Here is a 22,965-nt window from a genome sequence, read left to right on the forward strand (position 1 = left end):
CATCGAATTGCTCAAGATTTAACTTAAAAGCCCAGTCCATCGGACGTTGAGCTTTTAATTGCGTACATATCAAGACAAGTAACGAGATAAAGAGAGTTCTTTTCATATCATGGAATCACTTAGATCAACAGATAAGTCCCACAGACTGAATTTGCCCCGATCCAATCTGCGAAGTTTGCCCAAAGATGGATAGTTATAACAGGTTATACTTCAGCTAAGTTATTGAAAACTAAAAACAATCGCTGGCACACTTTTAGTTATTTATAGCACTAATGTTCAGCGCCTGTCAGCATAAGGTTACCAGATTAATCCTATCAAATACTGAACATTTGTCGATAATCCGTTCGCACAGTTTTACCAACTAAAAAATGCTCATCAAAACAAAACAGTATGTCCGATATCAAGATCATCAAAGAAGAAACCCTTTCGGATAAAAAGTATCCGCTAAAATTCTATACCTTCCAGAGAACCGGCAGCAAGGGAAAGCTCCTGGAGAAGAAAAACGAAGTTTACTTCCGTCCTGATGCAGTGACCGTTTTGCTCGTGGATAGTGTAAACAGTAAGTTTCTGCTCATTAAACAGTTCAGATTACCCACCTTCCTGAACGGAAACGAGACGGGCTATCTGGTAGAGGCTTGCGCTGGACTAATCGACGAAGGCGAATCTCCGGAAGAAACTGCTTATCGGGAAGTTGACGAAGAAACAGGATATCCCATCCATGATCTTACTAAAGTTGCCAATGTCTATACCTCTGCAGGTGGAATCACCGAATTTCAGCACCTGTACATTGCCTGGTACAACAGCAGGGGCAGGCATGGTGAAGGCGGTGGTCTGGAAGAGGAAGGTGAGGATATAGAACTTGTGGAAATGAGCTTTGATGAGGCCCGTCGAACCCTGAAAAAAGGGGAGTTCATGGATGCAAAGACAATCCTGTTGCTGCAGCATTATTTTCTTAACTATGAGTGAAGGGACATCCTGAAGATGGAATCGGATGATAGAGTACAAACAATAGCGAACGTCTGGATGTTTGAATAACAAGCATACTTACAGCAATCAATGAACCGTTCACTTAAAACATTCGGACTCGTGTCTGCAGGCCTACTGCTGGCCTTTGGCAGGTACCCCGTTTCCTGGCTGGTATCTTCGCGAAGCAGGTTGGCTAATCCAAAGCGATTAAAATCAAATGGTCACCAGTACATCAAAAGCCCGACAGGAAATACGATCTATGTCGAAATCGAAGGTCCTGAAAACGCGCAGCCCCTGGTGCTGATTCATGGGCTCAATGGAAGCCGCGAACAATGGTTCTACCAGCGGTCCATGCTGCGCGAATCCTACCGGCTGATTATCGTCGATCTGCCCGGACATGGAAAATCACCAGCTCCTGCGAGTCTTGCTGTAAAGGACCTGGCAAGGGATTTAGCAGCAGTTATTTCTGCTCTCTCACTCATCAAGCCGATTTTATATGGTCACAGTCTGGGAGCTATGACTGTTATGGAATATTGCAGCACATACCCTAACGAGGTAAAAGCAACGATCCTGCAGCATTGCAGCTATACAAACCCTTATACCACCTGCCAAGCGTCATGGCTTATGCAATATTTACAGGAACCCGTGATACGGCCTTACTTGAAATATGCGAAACGACATCCCTTGTTGTTCAGTTGGTTAACACGGATGAACTACATGAACGGCTTAAGTATCTTGTTTCACCGTTATATCTTCTTCAAAGGGGAGCAGAGTGCAGCGCAGCTTAGATTCATTTCCCGCATTGCAGCATTTTGCCCACCGGAAGTCACCGCCGAAGGGCTGCTTAGATGTGCTGATTTTGAGATGTCCGCCCGGTTGAAAAAGATCATAGCTCCTTGTCTGGTAATTGGGGCTGCGGATGACAGGCTAACCAGAGCATACGCTGGTAAGCACATAGCCAAACACGTAAAACGAGGGGAATACGCACTGGTAGAAGGTGGTCACCTCAGTTTAATCGAACATGCTGATAAGGTTAACGATTTAGTTGCAGGTTTTTTGGCGAGGAATAAGTAGGCTCAGGTTCGTAATTAGCATGTTTTTCTTATTTTTAAGCATGAATTACGCCCTTTCTATTGCGATAGCTTTATCGCTGGTTTTCTCTCATGCATCTGCACAGCACACACCCAAAGGAAAGTTATTTATCATCGGAGGGGGGAGCCGCTCAAATGATCTGATTAAAAAGCTGGTTGAAACAGCAGATCTTAAGAGCAAAGATTATATTGTGGTACTACCCATGGCAAGCGAACTTCCTGTGGAGTCATTTCAGGGGATTGCTAAACAGATCGGAGAGCTCATTCCCAACAAGATCACTTCATTTAATTTCAGTAGGGCAACCGTGGGTAATAAGCGATGGGTAGATTCATTACGGAACGCCCGTTTAATTTATATTGCCGGGGGAAGCCAGGACCGGTTTATGGACGTCGTCAAAAATACACCGGTTTACGAGGCTATTCATGCGGCCTACAAGAACGGATCAACGGTGGCAGGTACCAGTGCGGGTGCTGCTGTGATGAGTAAGGTGATGATCACCGGTCAGCAGCTTGCAGGCGACACTACGTATAAGGAGACTTTCGACAAATTATGGGATAAAAATATTGAATTCAAAGACGGCCTTGGACTTCTTGACTCGGTTATCATAGACCAGCATTTCTTGAAACGCAGCAGGCATAACAGGCTTATTTCTGCTTTAGCTGCCTATCCGGATTATACGTGTATAGGAATCGATGAGAGCACCGCGATCATTGTGAGAGGAAATAATATAGAGGTCTCTGGCGAGAGCCAGGTGATGACCATTTCTGAACCTCAAGGTTTAAAGGTCAATTCCCGCGGTTTGATACTGATGCAGGATCTGCGATTTGGTTTATATGCAGATGGGGAGAAGTTCCTGATTCGATAAATAAGAAAGGGAGCACAACGCTCCCTCTCTTATTACTTATAAATCTCGATGGTAATTTTTCCATCCGCGGTTACCATTCCACGGTACATCCCTTCGGTGTTGAAAGGGGTCGCTACATTGCCCTTCCGGTCCAGCGCAATCACACCTCCATCGCCCCCCAGCTTGCCCACTTTATCCATCACGAGTTTAGAAGCTTCGGAAACGCTAAGTCCCTTGTATTCCATCAATGCTGAAATATCGTGCGCCACTACGCTGCGGATATAAAACTCTCCCCAGCCTGTGCCGGAGATACCGGCTGTAGCGTTATTGGCATATGTTCCTGCACCAATTATGGGCGAGTCGCCAACGCGGCCGTACTTTTTGTTAGTCATTCCTCCGGTTGAGGTTCCGGCGGCCAGATTGCCTTGCTTGTCGAGCGCTACTGCGCCAACGGTGCCGAACTTGTTATCGCGGTTCTTTATTCCCATTAAAGCGGCCTTCTTACTGCCATGATCGAGCACGCTCTTCGTAGAATCTTCTTTGATCGCTCTCTGAAGCCCCTGCCAGCGCTCTTCGGTACGGAAGTACGAAGGATCAACCAGCGTGATTCCTGCTTCTTTTGCGAAGGCCTCGGCACCCTGACCGACCATCATCACATGTTCTGATTTCTCCATAACTGCCCGGGCGGCGCTGATGGGATTACGAATGGTGGTGACACCGGCCACAGCGCCCGCTTCCAGCGTTTTTCCGTCCATGATGGAGGCGTCCATCTCATTGCGCCCGTCATGTGTGAACACCGCACCTTTCCCGGCATTAAAAAGCGGGGAGTCTTCCAGCACATGGATCGCTGCTTCTACAGCATCGAGGCTGGGTTTGCCTGATTGAATCACGCTATACCCCCGTTGCAGGGCGGTCGTGAGGGCTGCGCGATAAGCTTTTTCCTTTTCGGCAGTCATACTTGACTTCGTTATGGTTCCCGCTCCTCCGTGGATGACCATGACATATTTTTGAGCAAATGCACCACTCAAACATGCGCTGGTGAGTATAACGACCAGGCCCGCTTTAGCTTTCTTAAAATTCATCTTATTATTTCATTATTAATTTTCCCTGTTCTGCCGACCACCACTGCCAGCTTCCGCCTTTTGCTTCAGTTTCAGCGTAGGTGCTTAGGTCGAAGTTTCCGTTGCCTTGTTCTGAACCTGCTATGGCATAAACCTTAACAGCTGCCTGTTTAGCGTTCCAGCTTAAAGCCTTTCCGCTTTCACAAACTTCAGGAATTTTATTCTTATCAGTCATCAGAAAGAAAGCCTTGCCTTTGCCGAATACAGCGGCCTTACCATTCGCATCTATACAGACAGCGGTTCTTTCGTCAGCTGCAATACCTTTGGCTTCGATCCCTTTATCTTTCAGCATCCTTGCGAGAAAAGCAAGATGTCTTCCCTGGCGGCTTCGCGCTACATAATGCTGATCTGTTAGCACCGTTTTCATAAACGGAGCCTTAAGAAAGTCATTGGCATACAACGTCACGTTGGGATGATAAGGATTCGCGAGCGCCTCATCGGAAACAACGCTGCCGTTTTCGCCGCTGTAGTAGAGTTCACCGAGGATGGCGCAACCCGCACTTGTACCGCCCACAGGCGCTTTTTTAACGTTCAGCAAGTAATTGATGGCGTCCATGGTTTTGGTATTTTTCCAGTACTTCATGTAATTGGACTGGTCGCCTCCTGCGATAAACAGCATCTCCGCATTTCTGATCATGCTGGCTACCTGTTCGTTGTCAGCCAGAGCTCTTGAATTAATGTAAAGGGTTTCGACGGAGTTCACCTTTCCGAGCTCGTAAATGTAAGGGTTGTAAGCATCAGCTCCTGATGCCCGGATGATGACCACATCACCTCCGCCGCTTCTCCCGATCATCCATTTGAAGGCTGCGTCTACGTCGGATCCGCCGCCCATCAGCACTAAGCCGCCGTTAACCGGAGTTACGACATCAGCACTATCGCCCACATAACCAATAGAACCCGGCCGCAAGGCGGCCGGGTCGGGGTTGAGAGCATGCTCCTTTTGTATATCAGACCCCTTGGGGTCTTTTTTACATCCCACTGCCGAATAGCAGAGGAAGAATAACATTGCCGCCAGTGAATACTTCATTAGTAGTTCGGGTTTTGTTCCATATTACGGTTCACCGAGATCTCTCTTGCCGGAATAGGGAAGGCATATTGCGCCTGGGTCGGCTCTAGCTTTACCGCACCAACAGCGTTGACAGCATCCTGCGGTAAACGTTCTACGGGTAATTTTCTTCTTCTCAGATCAAAGAAACGATGACCTTCAAAGGCAAGATCTTTGAAGCGCTCCTGGTAAATAGCGGTAATAAGGGCTTCTTTGCCAGCAAAGGTCTCAGAAGCATAGTTCTGTATGCGCGCTGAACGGAGTGTATTGAGGTCTGCGCCTGCAGCTTGCGGCGCGAGTTCCGCTTCTGCCTCTGCTCTGATCAGGTACATCTCTGCTGTCCGGAACAGCTTCACGTCTGCGCGACCGGGTGCAGCAGCGTCGCCACCGATATATTTCTTGACGAGATAAGCAGACTTGCCCGCTCCCCGGTTAGGCGAGTATGTGATATAAGAGCTATAGCGGATGTCATTTGCCTGGTCAAAACTGTTGATCAGCTCAAAAGACGGCGCGTATAGAACAAGACCTCCGGTCTCGCGGAAGAAGAAGGCGCCGATTCGTGAGTCGGAACCAACTCTTTTTAACTTCCAGATTACTTCTGCATCGCTCTGGTCTGTCCAGATCTGCGGAAACTGTGTCCTGCTGGCCAATGGAACGGCATTGATTACTTCCGTCGAATAGCTGACTGCTTCTGCCCAGTTGCGCTCGTAAAGGGCTGTCCGGGCCTGAATGGCGGCCACTGCAGTTCTGGTAATACGGGTCCGGTCATTGAAAGATGCCGGGATCAGATCTTTTGCCTCGATTAAATCAGCTTTTATGTTCGCGATGACAGCTTCAAACTTATCCCTGGCAGGGTAGCTGATGATGGAACTTTTCATATAGGGCACCCCTAAAGCGCCATTGTCATACGAAGAGGCGTAAGCCCGAAGTAACTCCAGATGACAATATGCTCTCAAAGCAAGCAGTTCCCCCTGATATCGCTGTTTCAACGTGAGGTCTGCACCTACTGCCTCTACAGCGGGTATGGCGGCAAGAACGCGGTTAAGACGATCAATCGCTATATAGTAATCATTAAAAGCGGAGGTTACTGATCCGCTGCCTGAATTATAAAGCCAACGATAGGCTTCGGTATTGCTGACAGTATTCTCATCGGGTACGGTGATTTCATCAGAGACGATGGCATTGCTGCCGATCAGTGAATAATCCAGATAGGCGTAAGTACCCAACAAGCCGAGGTCAAGATCTTTCACGTTTCGGAAAGCCTTTGATGGATCGATAGTGTCCGTCGGGTTGACGTCGTCGAGCTTTTTACATGAGCTGAAGGATACCAGCAGCACGATAAGCAGGGAGATATATTTACGGGTTGATTTAAGTATCATGACTGTACTGATTAAAAGTTAACATTAAGACCTGCCGTATAGGTTTTTGCTGCCGGGTATTGGAAACGTCCGTAAACATTGTTGTTTTCAGGATCCAGTCCGCGCCATTTAGTCCAGGTAAAAAGGTTCTGGCCCTGAACAAAGACTTTCACACCTTTGACAAACTTTAAGCGTTCGATAACATTAGCCGGAACGGAATATCCCAGGGTAACATTTCTCAGTCTTAGAAACGAAGCATCCTGGATGTCTTTGGAACTGAACTGACGTCTGATGTCTATACGTTGCAGGGTAGCAACATCTCCGGGTTTTTTCCAGCGGTCTTCGAGCATCCGTATTGACTGGTTACTGGTCATATAACGATCATTTTCATTATATAGATCTTCGTTGTTCCAACGTTTTACGCCAGACACAAAGGAGAAGAGAGCACTTGCAGTGAATGATTTGTACTGCAGTCCGGTATTGAAGCCTCCCGTCAGCTTTGGAAAGAGACTGCCTGATTCAGTTACTGCCAGAGCGTCAAAATCATAGGTCGTTGTGATGTTGCCTTCCTTATCATAATATTGTGCCTCGCCATTTTCAGGATTAACGCCTGCCCAGTTAGGTGCATAATAGGTTCCTAATGGATATCCCACTTTCCATATACGTGTATCGCCGTCAGGTATCTCATCCAGATCGTCTGTTAAGCGCAGGATCTCATTTTTGTTGTAGGCAAAGTTTAGGCCCAGATTCCAGCTGAAATCTTTTGTTTTGATGACCTCACCCTGGATATCTGCTTCTATACCGCGATTTCTCATCTTCCCGCTGCTAAGGGATAGCACCTCAAAACCGGAAGTTATAGAAGGTGGCTGATCTATGAACATATTCGTCGTAATCTTATTATAGTAATCGGCGGCAATACGCAGTCTGCCTTGTTTGAATAAAGCAACATCAAAGCCTGTGTTAAACTCGTTAACGTACTCCCAGTCGAAGTTTTCGTTACCTGCAGCAACTGGTCTCAGGGCACTGGCGCCCCCATAGCTGGTGTTAACCGCGTAGGTAGGTAAATAGTCAAAGTTTCCGCCGAAAGGACTTGCTGTACTACCGTAACTGGCACGGAGACGGAGCTCAGGGATGAAATCCAGGTTTTTAAGGATTTCTTCTGCCTTAGCATTCCAGTTAGCTCCTAAGGAATAAAATCCATGCCAGCGGTTTTGAGGCGCAACTCTTGTAGAGCCGTCGTAGCGGTAGCTGCCTGTCAGGGTATATTTATCATTGTAGGTATAGCGTCCCACTCCCATATAGGAGAGCAGCGCAGCGCTGGTACGCCCACCGCCAATGCCTGGCAAGAAAGCGGTGGAAACAGTTATGCCCGCCGGTGTTTCAGGTAGCCGTGCATCTAGTCCGTAGCCGTTATAATTGAAAGAGCGGTAATTCTCGTAAACGTACTCCAAAAACGCAGACGCTTCAAAATCGTGTACGTCGTTGAACTTCTTGCTGTAGGTCAGTCCTGATGTGGACATGATGCTGAAGTTCCTTCTGCTGCCTTCGCCAAATTTTCCGCGACCTCCCACAGTATTGGAGTTGCTTCTCGATCCGTAATATGAATCCGGGTTGATATAAACCTGATCGGTAGAATTTCGGTAGTCAACTCCCGTCCGGGTGCTCAGCTTTAGTTCAGGAGTGATCTGGTAGCCGAGCGATATGCCGGTGATCGTCTTAAATTGATCGGTTTTGTCAGATGAATTCAGAAGGCGCTCCAGTCCCTGACTTCCCTCACGCTGATCCAGAATATTCGCAGTCCGGTTACCGGGATGAATGAGTGTTCCGTCGGGTGCGTACGGGTATTCGTAAGGCAAAGCATAGTATACAGATGCCATAGAGGCTCCGACCGAGGTACTTTCAACGCCCTCAGTAAAACTCGACGAGGAATAGCCAAGCGAAAGGTTTACGTTTCCTGTAAACTTACCTGAGCTGAAGTCCACATTGCTACGCAGGTTATATCGCTCCATGCCTGTGCGCTTGGCGATACCGTCCTGCTTGTAATAGTTGAGTGAGTTGTAAAAGCGGACATTTTCGTTGCCTCCGCTCGCACTTATCTGCTGTTCCATGAACTGGCTTTGCTGAAAAAAGAGGTCTCTCCAGTCTGTGTTGATGCTGCGAAGACTGTCGAGGATCTGATCTGATCTTCTTTGCTGGTCAGGAGTTTTCGTGGCGTAAGAAGGGTTCTTTGGAGAATGCACCCATCCCGGACCGATATTTCTGCCGATCTCCAGACCAACCTCTTCTTCAAAGCGAAGTCGTTGCTCTGTATTCATCATAGTGAATCCGGGTTTAGTGAGATCAGACTGTCCGTATTGTGATTTGTAATCTACCTGAACTCTGCCCGTTTTGCCTTTTTTTGTTGTAATTACGATAACACCATTCGATCCTCTGGAGCCGTAAAGTGCTTTGGCCGAGGCATCTTTCAGGACGGTTACACTGGCTATATCATCAGGATTGAGAGTTTGAAAGTAAGATGACTCAATTTGAATGCCGTCCATGACGTACAGTGGTGCGCGTGAGCCGCTGATACTGTTTACTCCCCGTATAGTAACGCTTGCGCTGGTACCGGGCTGGCCGGAGCTGGCGATTACCGTCATTCCCGGAACGCGTCCCTGCAGGATCTGATCCACAGAACCTATAGGTACCTGTCCAATCTTGTCTGAGGTGACTACGGATGCAGCATTTGCAGATTGCGTCCGCGAATAGTTTGTATAGCCTGTAACGGTAACTTCTTCCAACGTGCGGTTATCTTCGCGGAGTATGATATTCACTTCGCCTGATCCTGTAAGGGAAACGGTTTGAGAGGCAAAGCCAATGAACCCGAATTCCAAAGCGTTTGCGCCTTCAGGAACGACAAGTGTATAGCGCCCCTGAATGTCTGTAGAGGTGCCTATACTTAGACCTTTTACTTTTACAGAAACGCCCGGCAGGGGATTGCCCTGACCATCCGTCACTCTTCCTTTCACCGGAATATCCGCCTGCACTGCAGATCCAGGATTAAAGATAACGATGAGTCCGTCTTCCTTAACAGAATAGCTTAAACCTGTCCCTCTCAGTGTTTGCTTCATTGTTTCTTCGAGAGTCGCGTCCTTAACCGACACCGTGACCATTTTATTTTCGGGTAGGATGCTGTTGTTGTAGACGAAGCGGTAGTTGCTTTGTTTCTCAATCTCTTTCAGCAGTCGTTTAACGCTTACTTCGCGCAAGTCTGCGGTGATACGGCTTTGAGCATAAGTCGATGCCGTGACCTGAATGCACATAAAAAGTAAGAGGAGAGGGGTCAGTTTCATGGTGCGGATGATTTGTCGTGCGAACATATTTTCGCCTGGAGGAACTGTGAGGAGAGGTTTTCTCATAATAATGATTTAATTCGTTGATGAAGATGTTTCGATGATATTATTTGCTGATTATGATTTTTTCATTGTCGTGCTTGATCTTGAAAGGGTATGACAGCTGCAAGGCCTCCAGTGCACGAACCACAGTTTCGCTCTCAAAGGTTCCAGAATACCGGTAGGATTTGGGCAGACTATCTTCAAATGCGATCTCGATCCCATACCATTTCTCCAGTCTGTCGGCAATGTCTTCCAAGCGTTCATTGTCCAGTTCAAGCCGGTTACGCAGCCAGGCTGTTTCTTTTGGCGCAGAGTTCACAGAGCCTTCGACAGGAAGGGTAGCTGTAAGCGATATGTCAGGTATGGCTGCTGCTGTTCGCGCAGGTCTGGTAATGAACTTATCGTTTGGCTTAAGAATGTACCGTTTTGAGGGTTCTGCGTTTAAAGTGACTTCGACCTTTCCCTCAAAAAGAACCGTCTCCGTCTCGTTTTTCGCTTGTGGGTAGGCGCTGATATTGAAAGTAGTGCCCAGCACCTTAACCGTCACCTCGTCGGTACGTACAAAAAAGGGATGTTCAGTATCATGGCTCACTTCGAAAAAGCCCTCGCCGCTTAGCGTTAGTTCTCTTTTTGTCTTTGAGAATTGAGGGGAAAGGGTAATGCTGCTGTTTTTATTCAGCGTTATAACAGAGCCATCGGACAGTACCACGGTTTTCCGGCTAAGGGCAGTGCTTGAATATTCCAACGGCCGCGATCCGGCATAAAAGATTGATAGGGGATCTTTTGTATAAAAAAGATAGCCGATCACAGCTGCGGCAAAACATGCGGCGATAGCTGTAAGATAGGTCTTTCGGGGTTTGCGGCTTTGATGAACATTTCGAACGCTACCCAAGCCCGCCTCGAGAAGGTCGCGTTGTCGCAGCCCTTGTTTAAGATGGTCCAATTGTTCCTGGCGGTTACCTTGTCCGGCGCTTAAAAACCAAACAAGCTGCCTTGCTTCAAGAATCAGCTGAGCTTTCTCAGGATTCCGCTCGATCCATTCGGTCCAGAAAGCCACGGAGGATTCGTTCTCCTCACGGCAGTACTCCTGAAAGCTATGATCACAAGCGAAGTCCTCGATGTCGTAATTCTCTACGTTCATTTTGAGTCTTTACACACAGACGTGAAAACAGTTAAAATTCCCCTGATTTATTTTACTTTTTTTGTGGGCGGTGTTTTTTCGAGACAGGAAACAGACTGGGAGGCTGTTATTTTTCTCTAAGAGGCACAGAAAGTGATTTTTTTAGACTCTTAATCGCATCGTAAATCACATTATAGCATGTTTTTACACTTTGTGTGTGCTTTTCTGCTATTTCGTCGTAACTAAGCCCTTCAAAAAACTTGAGCTTGATAAATTCCTTCTGTTTTGGACTCAGTTTAGTGAGCGCTTTGTGCAAACGCTGGTTCATCTCCTGATCCCCCTGTACACGAATTAGCATTTCTTCGTAAGAGGTAACATTCTGCTCATCTTCGCTCATCATCCTCACCACTGCTGTATCTATTTTAGATTTATAGCTGATCTGATCAAGGATAATTCTGCGAAGCGTGGTAAATAGATAGGACTGTACCTGCTGTACAGGCTGAAGTTTTTGTCTGCGATCCCAAAGATGCAGAAACAGTTGGTTGACGCAGTCAAGTACCAGTTCATTGTCATTGCAAATCTTCAGACCGAACCGGAGTAAGTGAAAGTAGGTGGCATTATATAGATCAAAGAGGCATTGCTTATCTCCATCCAACAGGCCCTTCCATAGTAATCTATTATCCTCTTCCAGCGACATTCAGCATTAAAAATAGCATATTTTGCCTTAACTTCAAGTTTTTTGTCGATTTGACCACTAAGTGGCGCCCGAAACCTTTGAACCCGTATTTTGTTTTAATCTGTAAAAACAAGTTATGATAGTACAATCTTTGATCGACGAGTTTGAGCACGAGGTGAACAGCACCAGAAGACTGTTACTTGCGGTGCCGGAGAAAGATCTTGGCTTCAGACCCTCGCCAACTTCCTGGACAATGGGCGAGCTGGCCCAGCATATCGCCACCATCTACTATTGGTATGTGGGATCTCTTACTCAGGACGTGTATGATATGGGGGCTGATAGTTTTGAGCGCGGGGCGACGGATGATATCCGTGCTACTATTGAGCTTTTTGAGAAGAATGTAGAAAAGGCCAGGGTTGCAATACGCTCGATAACCGAGGAAAGCTTGGCAGTGCAGTGGACGATGAAATTCGGTGACCGTACCTTAATTGGACCGATGCCCAGAAACCTGGTCGTTCGCGGATTCCTTTTCAATCATCTTTACCATCATCGCGGTGAATTGATCGTCTATCTCCGTGCAACCGGAAACAAGGTTCCGGGCCTTTACGGACCGACGTATGAAGAGAGTACAGGCCTTGGATAAGGAAATGGGCTAGCCTGTAGTTTCGATAGTGCTTAACTCAGGCTAAGCTTCTTGCTCCCGACCGTATGGATAAGCAATGCGGTCGTAACTACAACGGTCATGATCAATGGCATGGGCAGTACAGAATCTTCCGGAAAAAAGCTTACCAATACGGAAGCCAATGCTCCCAAACCCATCTGGATGGCGCCCATTAGAGCAGATGCACTCCCCGCGTTTTTGAAAAAAGGAGCAAGGGATAACGCAGACGCATTCGGATTAATCAGTCCCAGGCAGGCCAGGAAAAGCGCAATAAAGCTAATCGTACTATATAGATCGAGCATGTCATAAAATGCCGCAATCAAAAATGCAATACTAAAGATGGTCTGGCAAAGCAAAGCCCACTTGACGATAGATTTACTGCTGAACCAGCGGAGCAGCAGACTGTTTACCTGACTCGAGCCGATGAACGCGACCGATAAGAGAGCGAAGATCCATCCATAACCGGTCTTGCTTACGCCATATATATTCATAAATGCAACAGGGGAGGCCGCCACGTACGTAAACAAGCCGGCGAAACACAAGGCGCTGACCAAGGCATACGTATAAAACTGAGGCTCAACGATCACGCCAAGAAAGCTCTTGATTATGGGAGATGGTTTCAAAGAATAGTCAGGGTCGGGACTGAAGCTCTCTGGCAGGAAGAAAACGACCGCAGCCAGCATCAGAGCTGCCATTACTGCCAGGAACAGAAATACTGATGGCCATCCATAGGCTGCAATCAGGTAACCTCCCGCTGTCGGCGCAAGCATAGGTGAAATAGCGATGACAAGCATTAACGAAGAGAAGACTTTCGGACTTTCTTTGACGCTAAATAAGTCTCTTACCATTGCCACCGACGCAACCGCTGTGGCACAACTACCGATTGCCTGAACAAAACGAAGTATAATGAGCTGGTTGATGTCTTTAACTGCAAGGCAGGCCACTGAGGCAGCAATATAGAGAACCAGGCCGATGTATAGCGGCTTTTTCCTGCCGAACTTATCCAGCAGAGGGCCGTAAAGAAGCTGCCCGAAAGAGATTCCGATAAAAAAGCCCGAAAGCGATAAGGAAACCTTTGGTACGGTGGTATTAAGATCCTGAGCTATAGCATCGAAACCAGGAAGGTACATGTCTATGGAGAAGGGACCCAGCGCTGCTAAAGACCCGAGTATGAGAATGAGGTAGAATTTTTTGGAAATTGCCATTAGGCCTGATGTTTTTTAAGGAGGCGCAAAGATTGGAGAATTTTTCCAAAGTAAAGAAGCAACTTGCATTTAATGATGCGTTTGTTCGGAAATTTCTTTCACGATCTTGTCAAGTTCATGTGCTGAATCAAGGATGTAGCTTAGTAGCTCTTTACGTTCAGCCTCTGTATGCTGGTGATTATTGATCAAATCTACGAGGCTCATAATACGTGCAACCGGAGCTCTTAGTACATGAGACTGCATCCAGGCAATCGCCTTGAAGCGTTTATTCTGATCTTCTATAGCATTCACGTAATGAAGTCTCTCGGTTATGTCATTCGCCAGTGCCAGGTAGGTGATCTTGCCATTGTAAGATAATACATTACTGCGCATATCGACGTAGATGCTTTCACCATTTTTCTTTTGGTGCTTAAAAACGCCATGATGAGTTGTTCCCGAGTCCTTCTTCATTATCCCCACAGCTTGCAAAAGGGAGGGTTTATCCTCATCCTTCCTGATCGCCAAAAGGTCCATAGAGAGAAACTCCTTTTTGCTATAGCCGTAATGTTTTATTGCGGCTTCATTTACATCCAGAAATTTAAGGGTATCCAGTTCATATACCCACATGGGTTGAGGACTTAGATGGAATAACTCCCTGTAGCGTTTGTGACTGGCCTTCAACTCATCTTGCGCCCGCTTCCTTTCCGTATTGTCTATCCCAATACATTGGATCTCCGCAGGATTTCCGCTCATGTCGGTAAGGCATACAAAGTGCCAGATCGTTGATTTCGCTTGTCCATCCCTTCGATACTTATCCAGTTCCACAGTATAAACTTTGTTAGGATGCAGACGGCAGCGTTCTGCTGTATCGAGGACTCGCTTATGATGGTGTGGCAACACAGATTGCATGCTGTCTCTTCCTATGAGAGAGCCTTCGGGATGTAACCAGCCAAAATCGTCATCGTATTTCTTGTTATAATACGTGTAATAGCCATCAATATTTGTCCTGATAACATAATTAGTCTGAGAGTCGACGAGACTCCTCAACCGGCTTTCGCTGAGCTGCAGTTTTTCGATATATTGACGGTTTTCAAGAATAATCTTCAGGATAGAAGTCGCTTTATCGATTATATTAAGCTCCTCAGCTCCCGGTTCTTTTACGTCCTGATAGTAGATTCCGAAAGTCGCCATGACCTTGCCTTCCGCATCGATGATCGGATAAGACCAGCAGGCACGTAAGTTGTATTTGAGTGCGATCTCTTTGTAATCTTTCCATCTTATATCATTTGCTATATCTCTCACGATCACCATCTTCTTGAGGTATGCTGCCGTACCACAAGAGCCCACATGATCGTGTATTGGCAAATGATGCGTTGCGGACACATATTCAGCCGGCAATGATGGTGCCGACCATATATAAAGATGCTCGCCTTTTGCCTTCAGAATGGAGCACTGCATATCGGGAAATAAAGATTCAATTCCCTTAAGATAATAGGTCAGCAGGTCATTCATGGAGAAGTTCTTTCTAAAATACAGTTCAAGAACTTCTCGTTCCAGATGTTCCAGATTATCTATTCTTCTCATCCGGACGGCAGTGTCAATGGTCTCCGTTATATCGTTGATAATGTGAAGGATATAAGAAATGCCTCCGGTAGTGTCCGGGATAGGGATATTCTCGATCTGCAAGTACCTGTCATCGTCAATTCCACCGTCCCGACGGTAAATATCATAGCCCCGCAGCGGGAAAAAATCTTTTGTTTTTTCGCTCAGGACCTTGTTGAATGAAGCACGTAAGATCGAATGAGCAGAGTCGGCATGTTCTGGAAAAGCCTCGAAGTAACCTTTGCCGACTACTTCCGCCTCCCGGACGTTACACAATGAAAGATAGGCATCATTCGCTGCAATAATGGTTAGTTTGGGATCATTTGGTAAAAGAACGATACCCGGATTTGGCAAATATTGAAAAATAGACGTAAACCGATCCTCGCTGATCATACGCTTCCCCTAATTGGCTTAATCTAATTTAGATAAAGACAGGGAAATATAAAAATTTAAACTTGAATGCTTTTCCATTTGCCTCTTCGGAATAAGAGGATAGCGGCCAGGGTGATGCAAGTTTCTGCTATAGGGATTGCCATGAACACCCCTGCAGGGCCCATGTCGAAATACTTTGCCAAAACGTTTGCCAGCGGTATCTGAAAGAACCAAAATCCAACAAGGTTTATCCATGTAGGAGTCTGCGTGTCGCCGGCGCCGTTGAATGCGTTGACCAGCACCATACCAATTCCATAAAGAACATAGCCCGTACTCATGATATATATGGCCTCTTTGGCAACTTTCCTGACTTCAGGGTCGTTCGAGAAAAAAGAGACCATAAGGTCTGCGAAGGCAAAAGAAATAGCGGTGACGACCAACATATAAAACGCGTTGTACCTCGCCGTCTTAAAGACTGCTTTCTCCGCGCGATCCAGAAATCCTGCGCCAAGGTTCTGACCAACAAGCGTCGCTGCCGCGTTACTTAATCCCCAGGCAGGCAGCATAAAAAACATCATGAGTCGCAGTGCAGTCTGATATCCGGCAGAGCCTTCGTCCGCACCTGTAACAGCGACCAGCTGAGCCAGGAAGATCCAGCTGCAGGAAGCAATCACAAATTGAAGCACCGCGGGCCCCGCAATTTTACAAAGTGCGATAACTTCAGTCCATCGCGGCCTGAGGTATTTTAAATATATTCGGATGATGTGCTTACCGTTGCTGAGGTGATAAAGCTGATAAACGACGCCTGTTGCGCGGCCAATCGTTGTTGCAATAGCTGCTCCGGTGAGTCCGAACCCTTCATACGGGCCTATGCCGTTAATTAAAAGAGGGCAGAGAATAATATTGATAACATTAGCAACAACAAGGCTTTTCATGGCTATAGCAGCGTTGCCGGCTCCACGAAAAATGCCGTTTATCAAAAACAGGAGCATGATGAAAATGCTGCTTCCCATCATAATTTGCGTAAAGGGCTCTCCGTGGCTCGCAGATTCTTCTGAGGCTCCCATGAGCAGCAGAATATCTTTGGCGTAGATGACGCCTAAAGCGCTGATAATGGAATTTAAAACAAGGGCAATAAATATCGCCTGTCCACCTGCCTTTGATGCTTCAACGTTCTTCTTCTCTCCAATCCTGCGTGCCACCACAGCCGTTGTTGCCATGCTTAGACCTATTGCCAGCGAATAAAGCACCGCCAATACCGATTCTGTGAGGCCCACAGTCTGAATCGCGAAGCTGCTGTGCTCGAGGTGGCCCACAAAGTAGAGGTCAACCAGCGCAAAAACCGACTCCATGGCCATTTCAATCATCATAGGGATGGCTAGCAGGACAATGGCCGTCCGCAGGCTTCCTGTTGTCAAATCTATATTTTCTCCGCGAATCGATCTTTTTATTACGGAGAAGATGCCGGAAAACGTAAGGGTGGAGGACGAGCTTGGGTCAGACATGGTAAAGGCAGATGTTTGCACAAAGATAGATGTTTAAGCTTTTCCATAAAACTTGTGAAAAGCCTCCCGACCCGAAATGTGAAATGCCTATACAGTGAAACAAAAGAATCATAAAAAGCATTATGTGATATAAATCTATAGCTATGACGCAACATACTGAACCGGAAGAACAGAATGAACAGGGCCAGGACAGGTCTGCAGATTCTAAACCCTTGACCACTCAGGGTACGCCTGAGGAAATCGAAGAAAACCTGGGAGGCACAACCAACCTGTCTCTTGATCAACTGAAGAAGGAAGGTGATGCGGGACATTAGTGCCCGCCATTCTTCCACTTAAGTCGATTAAACCGGGAGATTGCCCCTGTTGCAATCGACTCCATAACAACGTATAGATACAATGAGAACATACATTACTGCATCAGTGATAGCTGTGGCGCTATTAATAGGATCTTTTGTCCTCGCCGGAGCATATAAGTACAAATACAAAGACAAAAAACGTATTATCGTAACCGGCCTGGCAGAAAAGAACTTTGTTAGTGACCTGATCGTTTGGAACTGTAACTACAACAAGAAAAGTATGGATCTCCGTGAGGCCTATGCTGCTTTGAAAAAAGACGAAAACGCTATTAAGCAGTATCTTAAAGGCAAAGGCCTGAAGGAAAGCGAGATGATCTTTTCGTCTGTTACCATTAATAAAGAATTTCAGTACTCTTACACCAACATGGGTCAGATCAGTTCGACCACTTTCGCCGGATATAACCTGATCCAGACGGTCAAGATCGAATCGAAGAATATTGATATCGTAGAAAAGGTGAGCAGAGAGATCACCGGCTTAATCGAGATGGGCATTGAACTCAATTCAAATGCTCCGGAGTATTATTATTCACGTCTGTCGGAGCTAAAGATCGACCTTTTAAGTAAGGCCAGTAAGGACGCGAAGGACAGGGCGGGGAGTATTGCAGAAAATGCAGGAAGCAGCCTGGGCGAGTTGAAATACGCGAACATGGGAGTATTCCAGATAACAGGTCAGAACAGTAACGAGAATTACAGTTATGGCGGGACCTTTAATACCGCGTCAAAGAACAAGACTGCGTCGATCACATTACGGACAGAATACGCAATTGATTAGTTTTAAAGAACAGATACTACTCGTTCTAACTGCCATCTATTGCACTGCCTGCTAATAATACCGTAGAAATTAGTCATATTTGTCCATTGCTCATTTGAAATGGAAACTAAGAAAGACCTAAAGTTGGCTGTACTGATTGACGCCGACAATGTGCCTTATGCGAACGTGAAAGAGATGTTCGAAGAGATCGCGAAGTACGGGACACCTACGTTCAAACGAATTTACGCCGACTGGACCAAACCAACCGTCTCAGGCTGGAAAAAAGTATTACTGGAGAACGCCATCACGCCGATCCAGCAATACAGTTACTCCACCGGGAAGAACGCTACCGACAGTGCATTGATTATCGACGCCATGGATATCCTTTACACCGGTAAGGTGGACGGTTTTTGTATCGTTTCCAGTGATAGCGATTTTACAAGACTGGCTACACGCTTGCGGGAGGCGGGGATGAAGGTAATTGGAATAGGAGAGAAGAAGACTCTTATTCCGTTTATCACGGCCTGCGATAAATTCATCTATATTGAAATTCTAAAACCTGAAGAAACTGCTCCTGAAGAGGTAGATGCAAAAAAAGCTTCTCCTAAAAAGCCCAAAGCGGCCAACCAGCCTTTGAGCAAAATTGATCCGAAGATCATCCGTTTGTTTGCCGACAGTATCTCCGACCTGGCGGACGAAAACGGATGGGCCTTTCTTGGTGAACTTGGCAACCTGATGCTGAAGAAGAAGCCGGACTTTGATCCCAGAAATTACGGTTATCCTAAAATGCTTCCATTGATCAAGAGTATCAATCGTTTTGAGATAGACGAGAGAGATACGGGAAATCGAAATATTAAGCACATCTATATCAGAAAGAAGTAGTTATACTATTCCATCCACATTAACGCTTGAATCTTGAACCCTTTGATGGTTTAGATGAAGGTTTGCTTACCGGTCTTCCTGAAGACTGGGGTTTTCCTTTCGCTGCCGGCTTTCCGGAAGTGCCGCGAGATGAGCGAGGCTTTGCAGATTTTTCTGGCGCAGGTTTCTTAGGGGCTGGCGACTGAGTTCGACCAGAAGACTTCGCCTTCGGCGCTGTCCCTTTTTCTGAGCTAGACTTATCCAAGAGCCTCTTAATTTCTGCCATTTCCTCGTCGCTAAGCTCCCTCCAGTCGCCCAGAGGTAAACCTTTCAGCCTGATGTTCATTATTCGAACACGCTCCAGCTTCACCACTTCATATCCAAAGTACTCGCACATCCTGCGGATCTGCCTATTGAGCCCCTGGACAAGGGTAATTCTGAAAATGAATGGACTTTCCTTAGCAATCTTACATTTCTTAGTCATTACATCCATGATCGGGACACCTCCCGCCATACCCGTTAAGAACTGATCGGTTAGAGGCTTGTCGACTGTTACCAGATATTCCTTCTCATGGTTGTTTCCCGCGCGAAGAATCTTATTAACGATATCGCCGTTATTGGTCAGGAAAATAAGTCCCTGCGAATCTTTGTCCAGCCGGCCAATCGGAAAGATGCGGTCACTATGATTGATATAGTCGACAATATTGCTCTTATCAGAACTCTCTGTGGTACAGGTTATTCCAACAGGCTTGTTGAAGGCTAACAGGAGCAGGTCTGAACTCTCTCTCGGTTCAATATTCTGCCCGTTCACGCTCACCAGGTCGCCATCGTAGACCTGATCACCAATCTTTGCACGTTTCCCATTGATGAACACATTGCCGTTTTCAATGAACTTGTCGGCCGCTCTCCTCGAACAGAGTCCGCTTTCACTGATGTATTTATTTAGACGTGTGCTGGTGTGAGACATGTGATGTAATATAAGTTGCGAAGGTAATCTTTTCCCCCGTTTATTCTCCCCAACCGGTGACCAGTATTGCTCTTTCGCCGCCGTAATCCCGATGTTCGCAAAGGTAAATACCCTGCCATGTACCCAGAGCAAGCCTGCCGTTGCGTATTGGAATACTGACAGAAGATCCCAGTAGAGAAGCCTTCAGGTGCGCAGGCATATCATCAGAGCCTTCATCGGTATGTAAATAATCGGGATCATTCTCAGGCACGCTCTTGTTAAAGAACATTTCGAAGTCGCGACGCACCGTGGGGTCTGCGTTTTCATTGATACTTAGTGAGGCGGAGGTGTGCTGTATAAATACAAAACACATTCCAACGCCGATATCAGCGATCTCCGGAGACGCACGAACAATGTCCTGCGTAATCAGGTGAAAGCCTCTGGAACGCGGCTTCAGTTTCAAAGCGTGCTGAAATATTTTCATTTTTAGTCGATTGTCTGTTCGTAATTTTAAGCCAAAAGTATAGATTTAAAGAATAAAATCTACCAATGAGCCCCAAGCCCGAAGCTAAGTCCAATAACATTGTCATCCTTATAATTGTTGCCGCGCTAGGCTATTTCGTCGATATTTATGATCTCGTCATATTCTCCATTGTACGGGTCCAGAGTTTCCGCGATATCGGGATTCCGGAGGCCGATATGCGTCTGGATGGCGAGTATGTTCTGAATATGCAGATGGGAGGACTGCTGATCGGCGGGATTTTATGGGGAATAATAGGCGACAAGTTCGGCCGGATCAAGGTCCTCTTTGGTTCAATCCTTTTGTACTCATTAGCCAATATTGCAAATGGCTTCGTAAACGACATTCATAGTTATGCGCTGATCCGTTTCATTGCTGGTATTGGGCTTGCCGGCGAACTCGGTGCCGGGATCACCCTCGTCAGCGAGAGTATGAGTAAAGAAAAGAGAGGGTATGGCACAATGATCGTTGCCGGGATTGGCGTACTCGGGGCAATTGCCGCTTACTACATTTCGGAGCATTTCAGCTGGCGCCAGTCGTATTTCGTGGGAGGAGGCATCGGGCTCTTACTTCTTGTACTGAGGGTTGGTACGTTTGAATCGGGTATGTTCAAACATACAGCTTCAAAAAGCATCAAAAAAGGGGATATATGGATGCTTTTCGCTTCCAGAGAACGACTGCTTCGTTATATATACTGCCTCCTTATTGGCCTGCCGATCTGGTTTGTTGTAGGAATTTTTGTGACGCAAGCTCCCGAGTTCGGTCAGGCATTAGGCGCTCAAACCATACTTAGCGCCGGTAAGGGGATCATGTTCACGTATATAGGGATTTCAGCGGGCGATATTATTGCAGGGCTTCTTGCTCAGGTAAGCAAGTCCAGGAAGCTGGCCGTTTTCATCTTTCAGGTGATGATCCTTACCAGCTCGGTGTGGTATTTGAGCAGTAAGGGTATTACCGAGCAGGAATTTCATTGGCTGGCTCTATTTATGGGTCTTGCTGTCGGCTATTGGGCTACCTTTGTAACGATCGCATCTGAGCAGTTCGGCACGAACCTGCGCGCTACAGTGACTACCACGGCACCGAACTTTGTGCGCGGTGCGTTGATACCCAGCACACTTCTGTTTGAGTATTTTGTACACCGATTTTCTATCATCACCGCCGGCTACATCATGATATTTCTTTTAACAGGTATCGCAATGCTGGCACTTACACAACTCAAAGAAAGCTTCAACAAGGACCTTGACTATTTCGAAGAATAAGTAAGAGACCAGGTAATTGAGTTTCCGGGAAGCAAAGCTGTTGCCGCTTGAGAGAGAGACTCCTATTGTTTGGAAGGATGACTGCTATCGTTTGGAAGAATAACTACTAACGTTTGGAAGAAAACGATACGCGTTTTTTTGACTGAAATTTACTGCTGTCTTCAATTTGGTCCATTCCTTGCCTCGTAGCCGTTTTCCCCGATTTCATGGTTGGTTTCATCCTTCCTGATGAGTTGCGCATCATACCTGCGTTGACTGCTTTTAGCTTTCCCTTACTCCGTTTCTCTTTTCTTCGCTCATGCTCCCGCAGCAGCCTGTTACCTTCATAACACATGTTATTAATGGATGCGCCTCTTACTTGCTGCGCCGCGTCGAGTTCCATATTCACAGGTCTTGCTGGGTATTCTCCCGGTTCTTCCGCGTGGAAAGCAGCGATAATCGAACATGGACTGAACTCCTTGCTGTTGAGCAATACATAGCCTTCTTCCATTCGGGTTTCACTATAAGCCAGCAACGATACGCTGAGCATCAGCAGCTGATCGGGTTCCGGCCGGGTTTCAAAGCGGATCTCCCGGGCCTCAAGCTGAGCCTGCCAACGAAACTCCACATCTTTCACTTCCAGATATTCGTAGTACTCCTTCCTGAAATTGAAGCCGATCAGGCTGAAACGGAGCCGGTATTTGCTCACTGGTTTACTGATGCTTAGCGGCACCCTCAGGTCGGTTTTGGCGTTCAAAGCCCCCATGAACACGCTTAGGCGCCCCTCTTCATCCCGCTCCACTCGCTGACTGACCTGCAGCACTTCGCTCATCCGGCTTCGGATGTTGAAGTCCATCCCGATGAGGCTTTCCAGGTCCGCATCATGCAAGTCACGCTGACCAACGCTTCCGCGTAAGCTATTGCGAAGACCCCGGTACACCAGCTGCGTGCTGCGGCTCACCGCCTCGCCGTCCCGGTGCACATAGGCCGGCTCAAAGGCCTGCCTTATCACTGCCGCCGTGGTACTTGAAAGACCGAACTCGGTGGAGGCCTGGATGCTTGCGCTGGTCTGTTCGAATTTGCGGGGTTTCCCCTGGATGATGTTCATTTCGCGGTAGCCGCGATATACAACGGAACCTGCCTTGCCGCGAACGATTCCTTTCTTGTCTACTTTTGCCATAACCTTGTTTGATTTTTAAAACAAGGTAATCCGGCGGAACGCAGATGACGATTTTTTCGCCAAAATCGACAAAATTTTATGGATTTTTTAAAATTCCGTACCTCAAAAGCAGTCAAGCATCGCAGAGACTGAGCTTCGACCTTCTTTATATGAAGAGCTATATGTGCAGCTGAAAGGCAGTAATACGTCCGAC

The 22,965-nt window shown here is 46.8% G+C and carries 20 protein-coding genes; 8 read left to right on the plus strand and 12 right to left on the minus strand.

The features are described from left to right. The first annotated feature begins 390 nt into the window (after positions 1–390). From B0I27_RS13575 to B0I27_RS13585, 3 genes are all read left to right on the plus strand, one after another. The gene (locus B0I27_RS13575; protein WP_106294265.1) at positions 391–966 is read left to right on the plus strand and encodes an NUDIX domain-containing protein; all 576 of its coding nucleotides are present in this window, start codon (positions 391–393) and stop codon (positions 964–966) included. A 90-nt stretch (positions 967–1,056) separates the two neighbouring features. Beyond that, positions 1,057–2,040 (plus strand): alpha/beta fold hydrolase, encoded by a 984-nt coding sequence (locus B0I27_RS13580; protein WP_106294267.1) that lies wholly within the window; start codon positions 1,057–1,059, stop codon positions 2,038–2,040. Positions 2,041–2,080: 40 nt separating this feature from the next. Then, positions 2,081–2,923, plus strand: coding sequence for a cyanophycinase (locus B0I27_RS13585; protein ID WP_106294269.1), 843 nt, complete (start codon positions 2,081–2,083; stop codon positions 2,921–2,923). A 32-nt stretch (positions 2,924–2,955) separates the two neighbouring features. On the opposite strand, the gene B0I27_RS13590 is transcribed toward B0I27_RS13585, so the two are convergent. From B0I27_RS13590 to B0I27_RS13615, 6 genes are all read right to left on the minus strand, one after another. Further along, entirely contained in the window at positions 2,956–3,984 is a 1,029-nt protein-coding gene (locus B0I27_RS13590; protein ID WP_106294271.1) for an isoaspartyl peptidase/L-asparaginase family protein, read from the minus strand. 4 nt (positions 3,985–3,988) lie between these two features. Beyond that, positions 3,989–5,050 (minus strand): cyanophycinase, encoded by a 1,062-nt coding sequence (locus B0I27_RS13595; protein ID WP_106294273.1) that lies wholly within the window; start codon positions 5,048–5,050, stop codon positions 3,989–3,991. After that, positions 5,050–6,447 (minus strand): RagB/SusD family nutrient uptake outer membrane protein, encoded by a 1,398-nt coding sequence (locus tag B0I27_RS13600; RefSeq protein ID WP_245925520.1) that lies wholly within the window; start codon positions 6,445–6,447, stop codon positions 5,050–5,052. The genes B0I27_RS13595 and B0I27_RS13600 overlap by 1 nt, the downstream gene beginning before the upstream one ends. An 11-nt stretch (positions 6,448–6,458) precedes the next feature. Further along, on the minus strand, positions 6,459–9,824 hold the full coding sequence (locus B0I27_RS13605) for a TonB-dependent receptor (protein WP_245925521.1): 3,366 nt from the start codon (positions 9,822–9,824) through the stop codon (positions 6,459–6,461). Between the two features lie 40 nt (positions 9,825–9,864). After that, complete coding sequence (locus B0I27_RS13610; protein ID WP_106294275.1) at positions 9,865–10,941, minus strand: FecR family protein; 1,077 nt, start codon at positions 10,939–10,941, stop codon at positions 9,865–9,867. A 106-nt stretch (positions 10,942–11,047) separates the two neighbouring features. Continuing rightward, positions 11,048–11,617 (minus strand): RNA polymerase sigma factor, encoded by a 570-nt coding sequence (locus B0I27_RS13615; protein ID WP_106294277.1) that lies wholly within the window; start codon positions 11,615–11,617, stop codon positions 11,048–11,050. A 115-nt stretch (positions 11,618–11,732) separates the two neighbouring features. On the opposite strand from B0I27_RS13615, the gene B0I27_RS13620 reads away from it, so the two are divergent. Then, positions 11,733–12,239: a DinB family protein gene (locus tag B0I27_RS13620; protein WP_106294279.1), complete on the plus strand. Its 507-nt coding sequence runs from the start codon at positions 11,733–11,735 to the stop codon at positions 12,237–12,239. Positions 12,240–12,271: 32 nt separating this feature from the next. Here the strand turns inward: B0I27_RS13620 and B0I27_RS13625 are convergent, their stop codons facing one another. The 3 genes from B0I27_RS13625 to B0I27_RS13635 all read right to left on the minus strand — a co-directional run bounded on the left by B0I27_RS13625 (position 12,272) and on the right by B0I27_RS13635 (position 16,941). Continuing rightward, positions 12,272–13,462, minus strand: coding sequence for a multidrug effflux MFS transporter (locus tag B0I27_RS13625; RefSeq protein ID WP_106294281.1), 1,191 nt, complete (start codon positions 13,460–13,462; stop codon positions 12,272–12,274). A gap of 69 nt (positions 13,463–13,531) precedes the next feature. Then, positions 13,532–15,436: a PAS domain S-box protein gene (locus tag B0I27_RS13630; protein WP_106294283.1), complete on the minus strand. Its 1,905-nt coding sequence runs from the start codon at positions 15,434–15,436 to the stop codon at positions 13,532–13,534. A 56-nt stretch (positions 15,437–15,492) separates the two neighbouring features. Then, a complete protein-coding gene (locus B0I27_RS13635; protein WP_245925522.1) occupies positions 15,493–16,941 on the minus strand; it encodes an MATE family efflux transporter in 1,449 nt (482 codons plus the stop codon). A 122-nt stretch (positions 16,942–17,063) separates the two neighbouring features. On the opposite strand from B0I27_RS13635, the gene B0I27_RS17540 reads away from it, so the two are divergent. The 3 genes from B0I27_RS17540 to B0I27_RS13645 all read left to right on the plus strand — a co-directional run bounded on the left by B0I27_RS17540 (position 17,064) and on the right by B0I27_RS13645 (position 18,909). Further along, a complete protein-coding gene (locus B0I27_RS17540; protein ID WP_181276786.1) occupies positions 17,064–17,234 on the plus strand; it encodes a hypothetical protein in 171 nt (56 codons plus the stop codon). A gap of 82 nt (positions 17,235–17,316) precedes the next feature. Further along, positions 17,317–18,048 carry an SIMPL domain-containing protein gene (locus B0I27_RS13640; protein ID WP_106294287.1) on the plus strand — a complete coding sequence of 244 codons (732 nt, stop codon included), beginning with the start codon at positions 17,317–17,319 and terminating at the stop codon, positions 18,046–18,048. A gap of 99 nt (positions 18,049–18,147) precedes the next feature. Continuing rightward, positions 18,148–18,909: an NYN domain-containing protein gene (locus B0I27_RS13645; RefSeq protein WP_106294289.1), complete on the plus strand. Its 762-nt coding sequence runs from the start codon at positions 18,148–18,150 to the stop codon at positions 18,907–18,909. 19 nt (positions 18,910–18,928) lie between these two features. Here B0I27_RS13645 and rluF read toward each other — a convergent pair whose 3' ends face one another. Next, a complete protein-coding gene (rluF, locus tag B0I27_RS13650) occupies positions 18,929–19,855 on the minus strand; it encodes a 23S rRNA pseudouridine(2604) synthase RluF (protein ID WP_106294291.1) in 927 nt (308 codons plus the stop codon). A gap of 40 nt (positions 19,856–19,895) precedes the next feature. Then, positions 19,896–20,318, minus strand: coding sequence for a secondary thiamine-phosphate synthase enzyme YjbQ (locus tag B0I27_RS13655; protein ID WP_106294293.1), 423 nt, complete (start codon positions 20,316–20,318; stop codon positions 19,896–19,898). Positions 20,319–20,383: 65 nt separating this feature from the next. Here B0I27_RS13655 and B0I27_RS13660 point away from each other — a divergent pair, with 65 nt between their 5' ends. Continuing rightward, positions 20,384–21,613 (plus strand): MFS transporter, encoded by a 1,230-nt coding sequence (locus B0I27_RS13660; protein ID WP_106294295.1) that lies wholly within the window; start codon positions 20,384–20,386, stop codon positions 21,611–21,613. A 106-nt stretch (positions 21,614–21,719) separates the two neighbouring features. Here the strand turns inward: B0I27_RS13660 and B0I27_RS13665 are convergent, their stop codons facing one another. Beyond that, positions 21,720–22,772 (minus strand): hypothetical protein, encoded by a 1,053-nt coding sequence (locus B0I27_RS13665; protein ID WP_106294297.1) that lies wholly within the window; start codon positions 22,770–22,772, stop codon positions 21,720–21,722. Positions 22,773–22,965: the final 193 nt, after the last annotated feature.

Source organism: Arcticibacter pallidicorallinus (assembly GCF_003002875.1).
GTDB lineage: Bacteria > Bacteroidota > Bacteroidia > Sphingobacteriales > Sphingobacteriaceae > Arcticibacter > Arcticibacter pallidicorallinus.

Coding starts and splice junctions, on each gene's coding strand:
- B0I27_RS17540 (WP_181276786.1), top strand. CDS start 17,064: ATGACGCAACATACTGAACCGGAAGAACAGAATGAACAGGGCCAGGAC.
- B0I27_RS13625 (WP_106294281.1), bottom strand. CDS start 13,462: ATGGCAATTTCCAAAAAATTCTACCTCATTCTCATACTCGGGTCTTTA.
- B0I27_RS13615 (WP_106294277.1), bottom strand. CDS start 11,617: ATGTCGCTGGAAGAGGATAATAGATTACTATGGAAGGGCCTGTTGGAT.
- B0I27_RS13600 (WP_245925520.1), bottom strand. CDS start 6,447: ATGATACTTAAATCAACCCGTAAATATATCTCCCTGCTTATCGTGCTG.
- B0I27_RS13610 (WP_106294275.1), bottom strand. CDS start 10,941: ATGAACGTAGAGAATTACGACATCGAGGACTTCGCTTGTGATCATAGC.
- rluF (WP_106294291.1), bottom strand. CDS start 19,855: ATGTCTCACACCAGCACACGTCTAAATAAATACATCAGTGAAAGCGGA.
- B0I27_RS13605 (WP_245925521.1), bottom strand. CDS start 9,824: ATGAGAAAACCTCTCCTCACAGTTCCTCCAGGCGAAAATATGTTCGCA.
- B0I27_RS13620 (WP_106294279.1), top strand. CDS start 11,733: ATGATAGTACAATCTTTGATCGACGAGTTTGAGCACGAGGTGAACAGC.
- B0I27_RS13575 (WP_106294265.1), top strand. CDS start 391: ATGTCCGATATCAAGATCATCAAAGAAGAAACCCTTTCGGATAAAAAG.
- B0I27_RS13630 (WP_106294283.1), bottom strand. CDS start 15,436: ATGATCAGCGAGGATCGGTTTACGTCTATTTTTCAATATTTGCCAAAT.
- B0I27_RS13595 (WP_106294273.1), bottom strand. CDS start 5,050: ATGAAGTATTCACTGGCGGCAATGTTATTCTTCCTCTGCTATTCGGCA.
- B0I27_RS13580 (WP_106294267.1), top strand. CDS start 1,057: ATGAACCGTTCACTTAAAACATTCGGACTCGTGTCTGCAGGCCTACTG.
- B0I27_RS13655 (WP_106294293.1), bottom strand. CDS start 20,318: ATGAAAATATTTCAGCACGCTTTGAAACTGAAGCCGCGTTCCAGAGGC.
- B0I27_RS13645 (WP_106294289.1), top strand. CDS start 18,148: ATGGAAACTAAGAAAGACCTAAAGTTGGCTGTACTGATTGACGCCGAC.
- B0I27_RS13585 (WP_106294269.1), top strand. CDS start 2,081: ATGAATTACGCCCTTTCTATTGCGATAGCTTTATCGCTGGTTTTCTCT.
- B0I27_RS13660 (WP_106294295.1), top strand. CDS start 20,384: ATGAGCCCCAAGCCCGAAGCTAAGTCCAATAACATTGTCATCCTTATA.
- B0I27_RS13590 (WP_106294271.1), bottom strand. CDS start 3,984: ATGAATTTTAAGAAAGCTAAAGCGGGCCTGGTCGTTATACTCACCAGC.
- B0I27_RS13665 (WP_106294297.1), bottom strand. CDS start 22,772: ATGGCAAAAGTAGACAAGAAAGGAATCGTTCGCGGCAAGGCAGGTTCC.
- B0I27_RS13640 (WP_106294287.1), top strand. CDS start 17,317: ATGAGAACATACATTACTGCATCAGTGATAGCTGTGGCGCTATTAATA.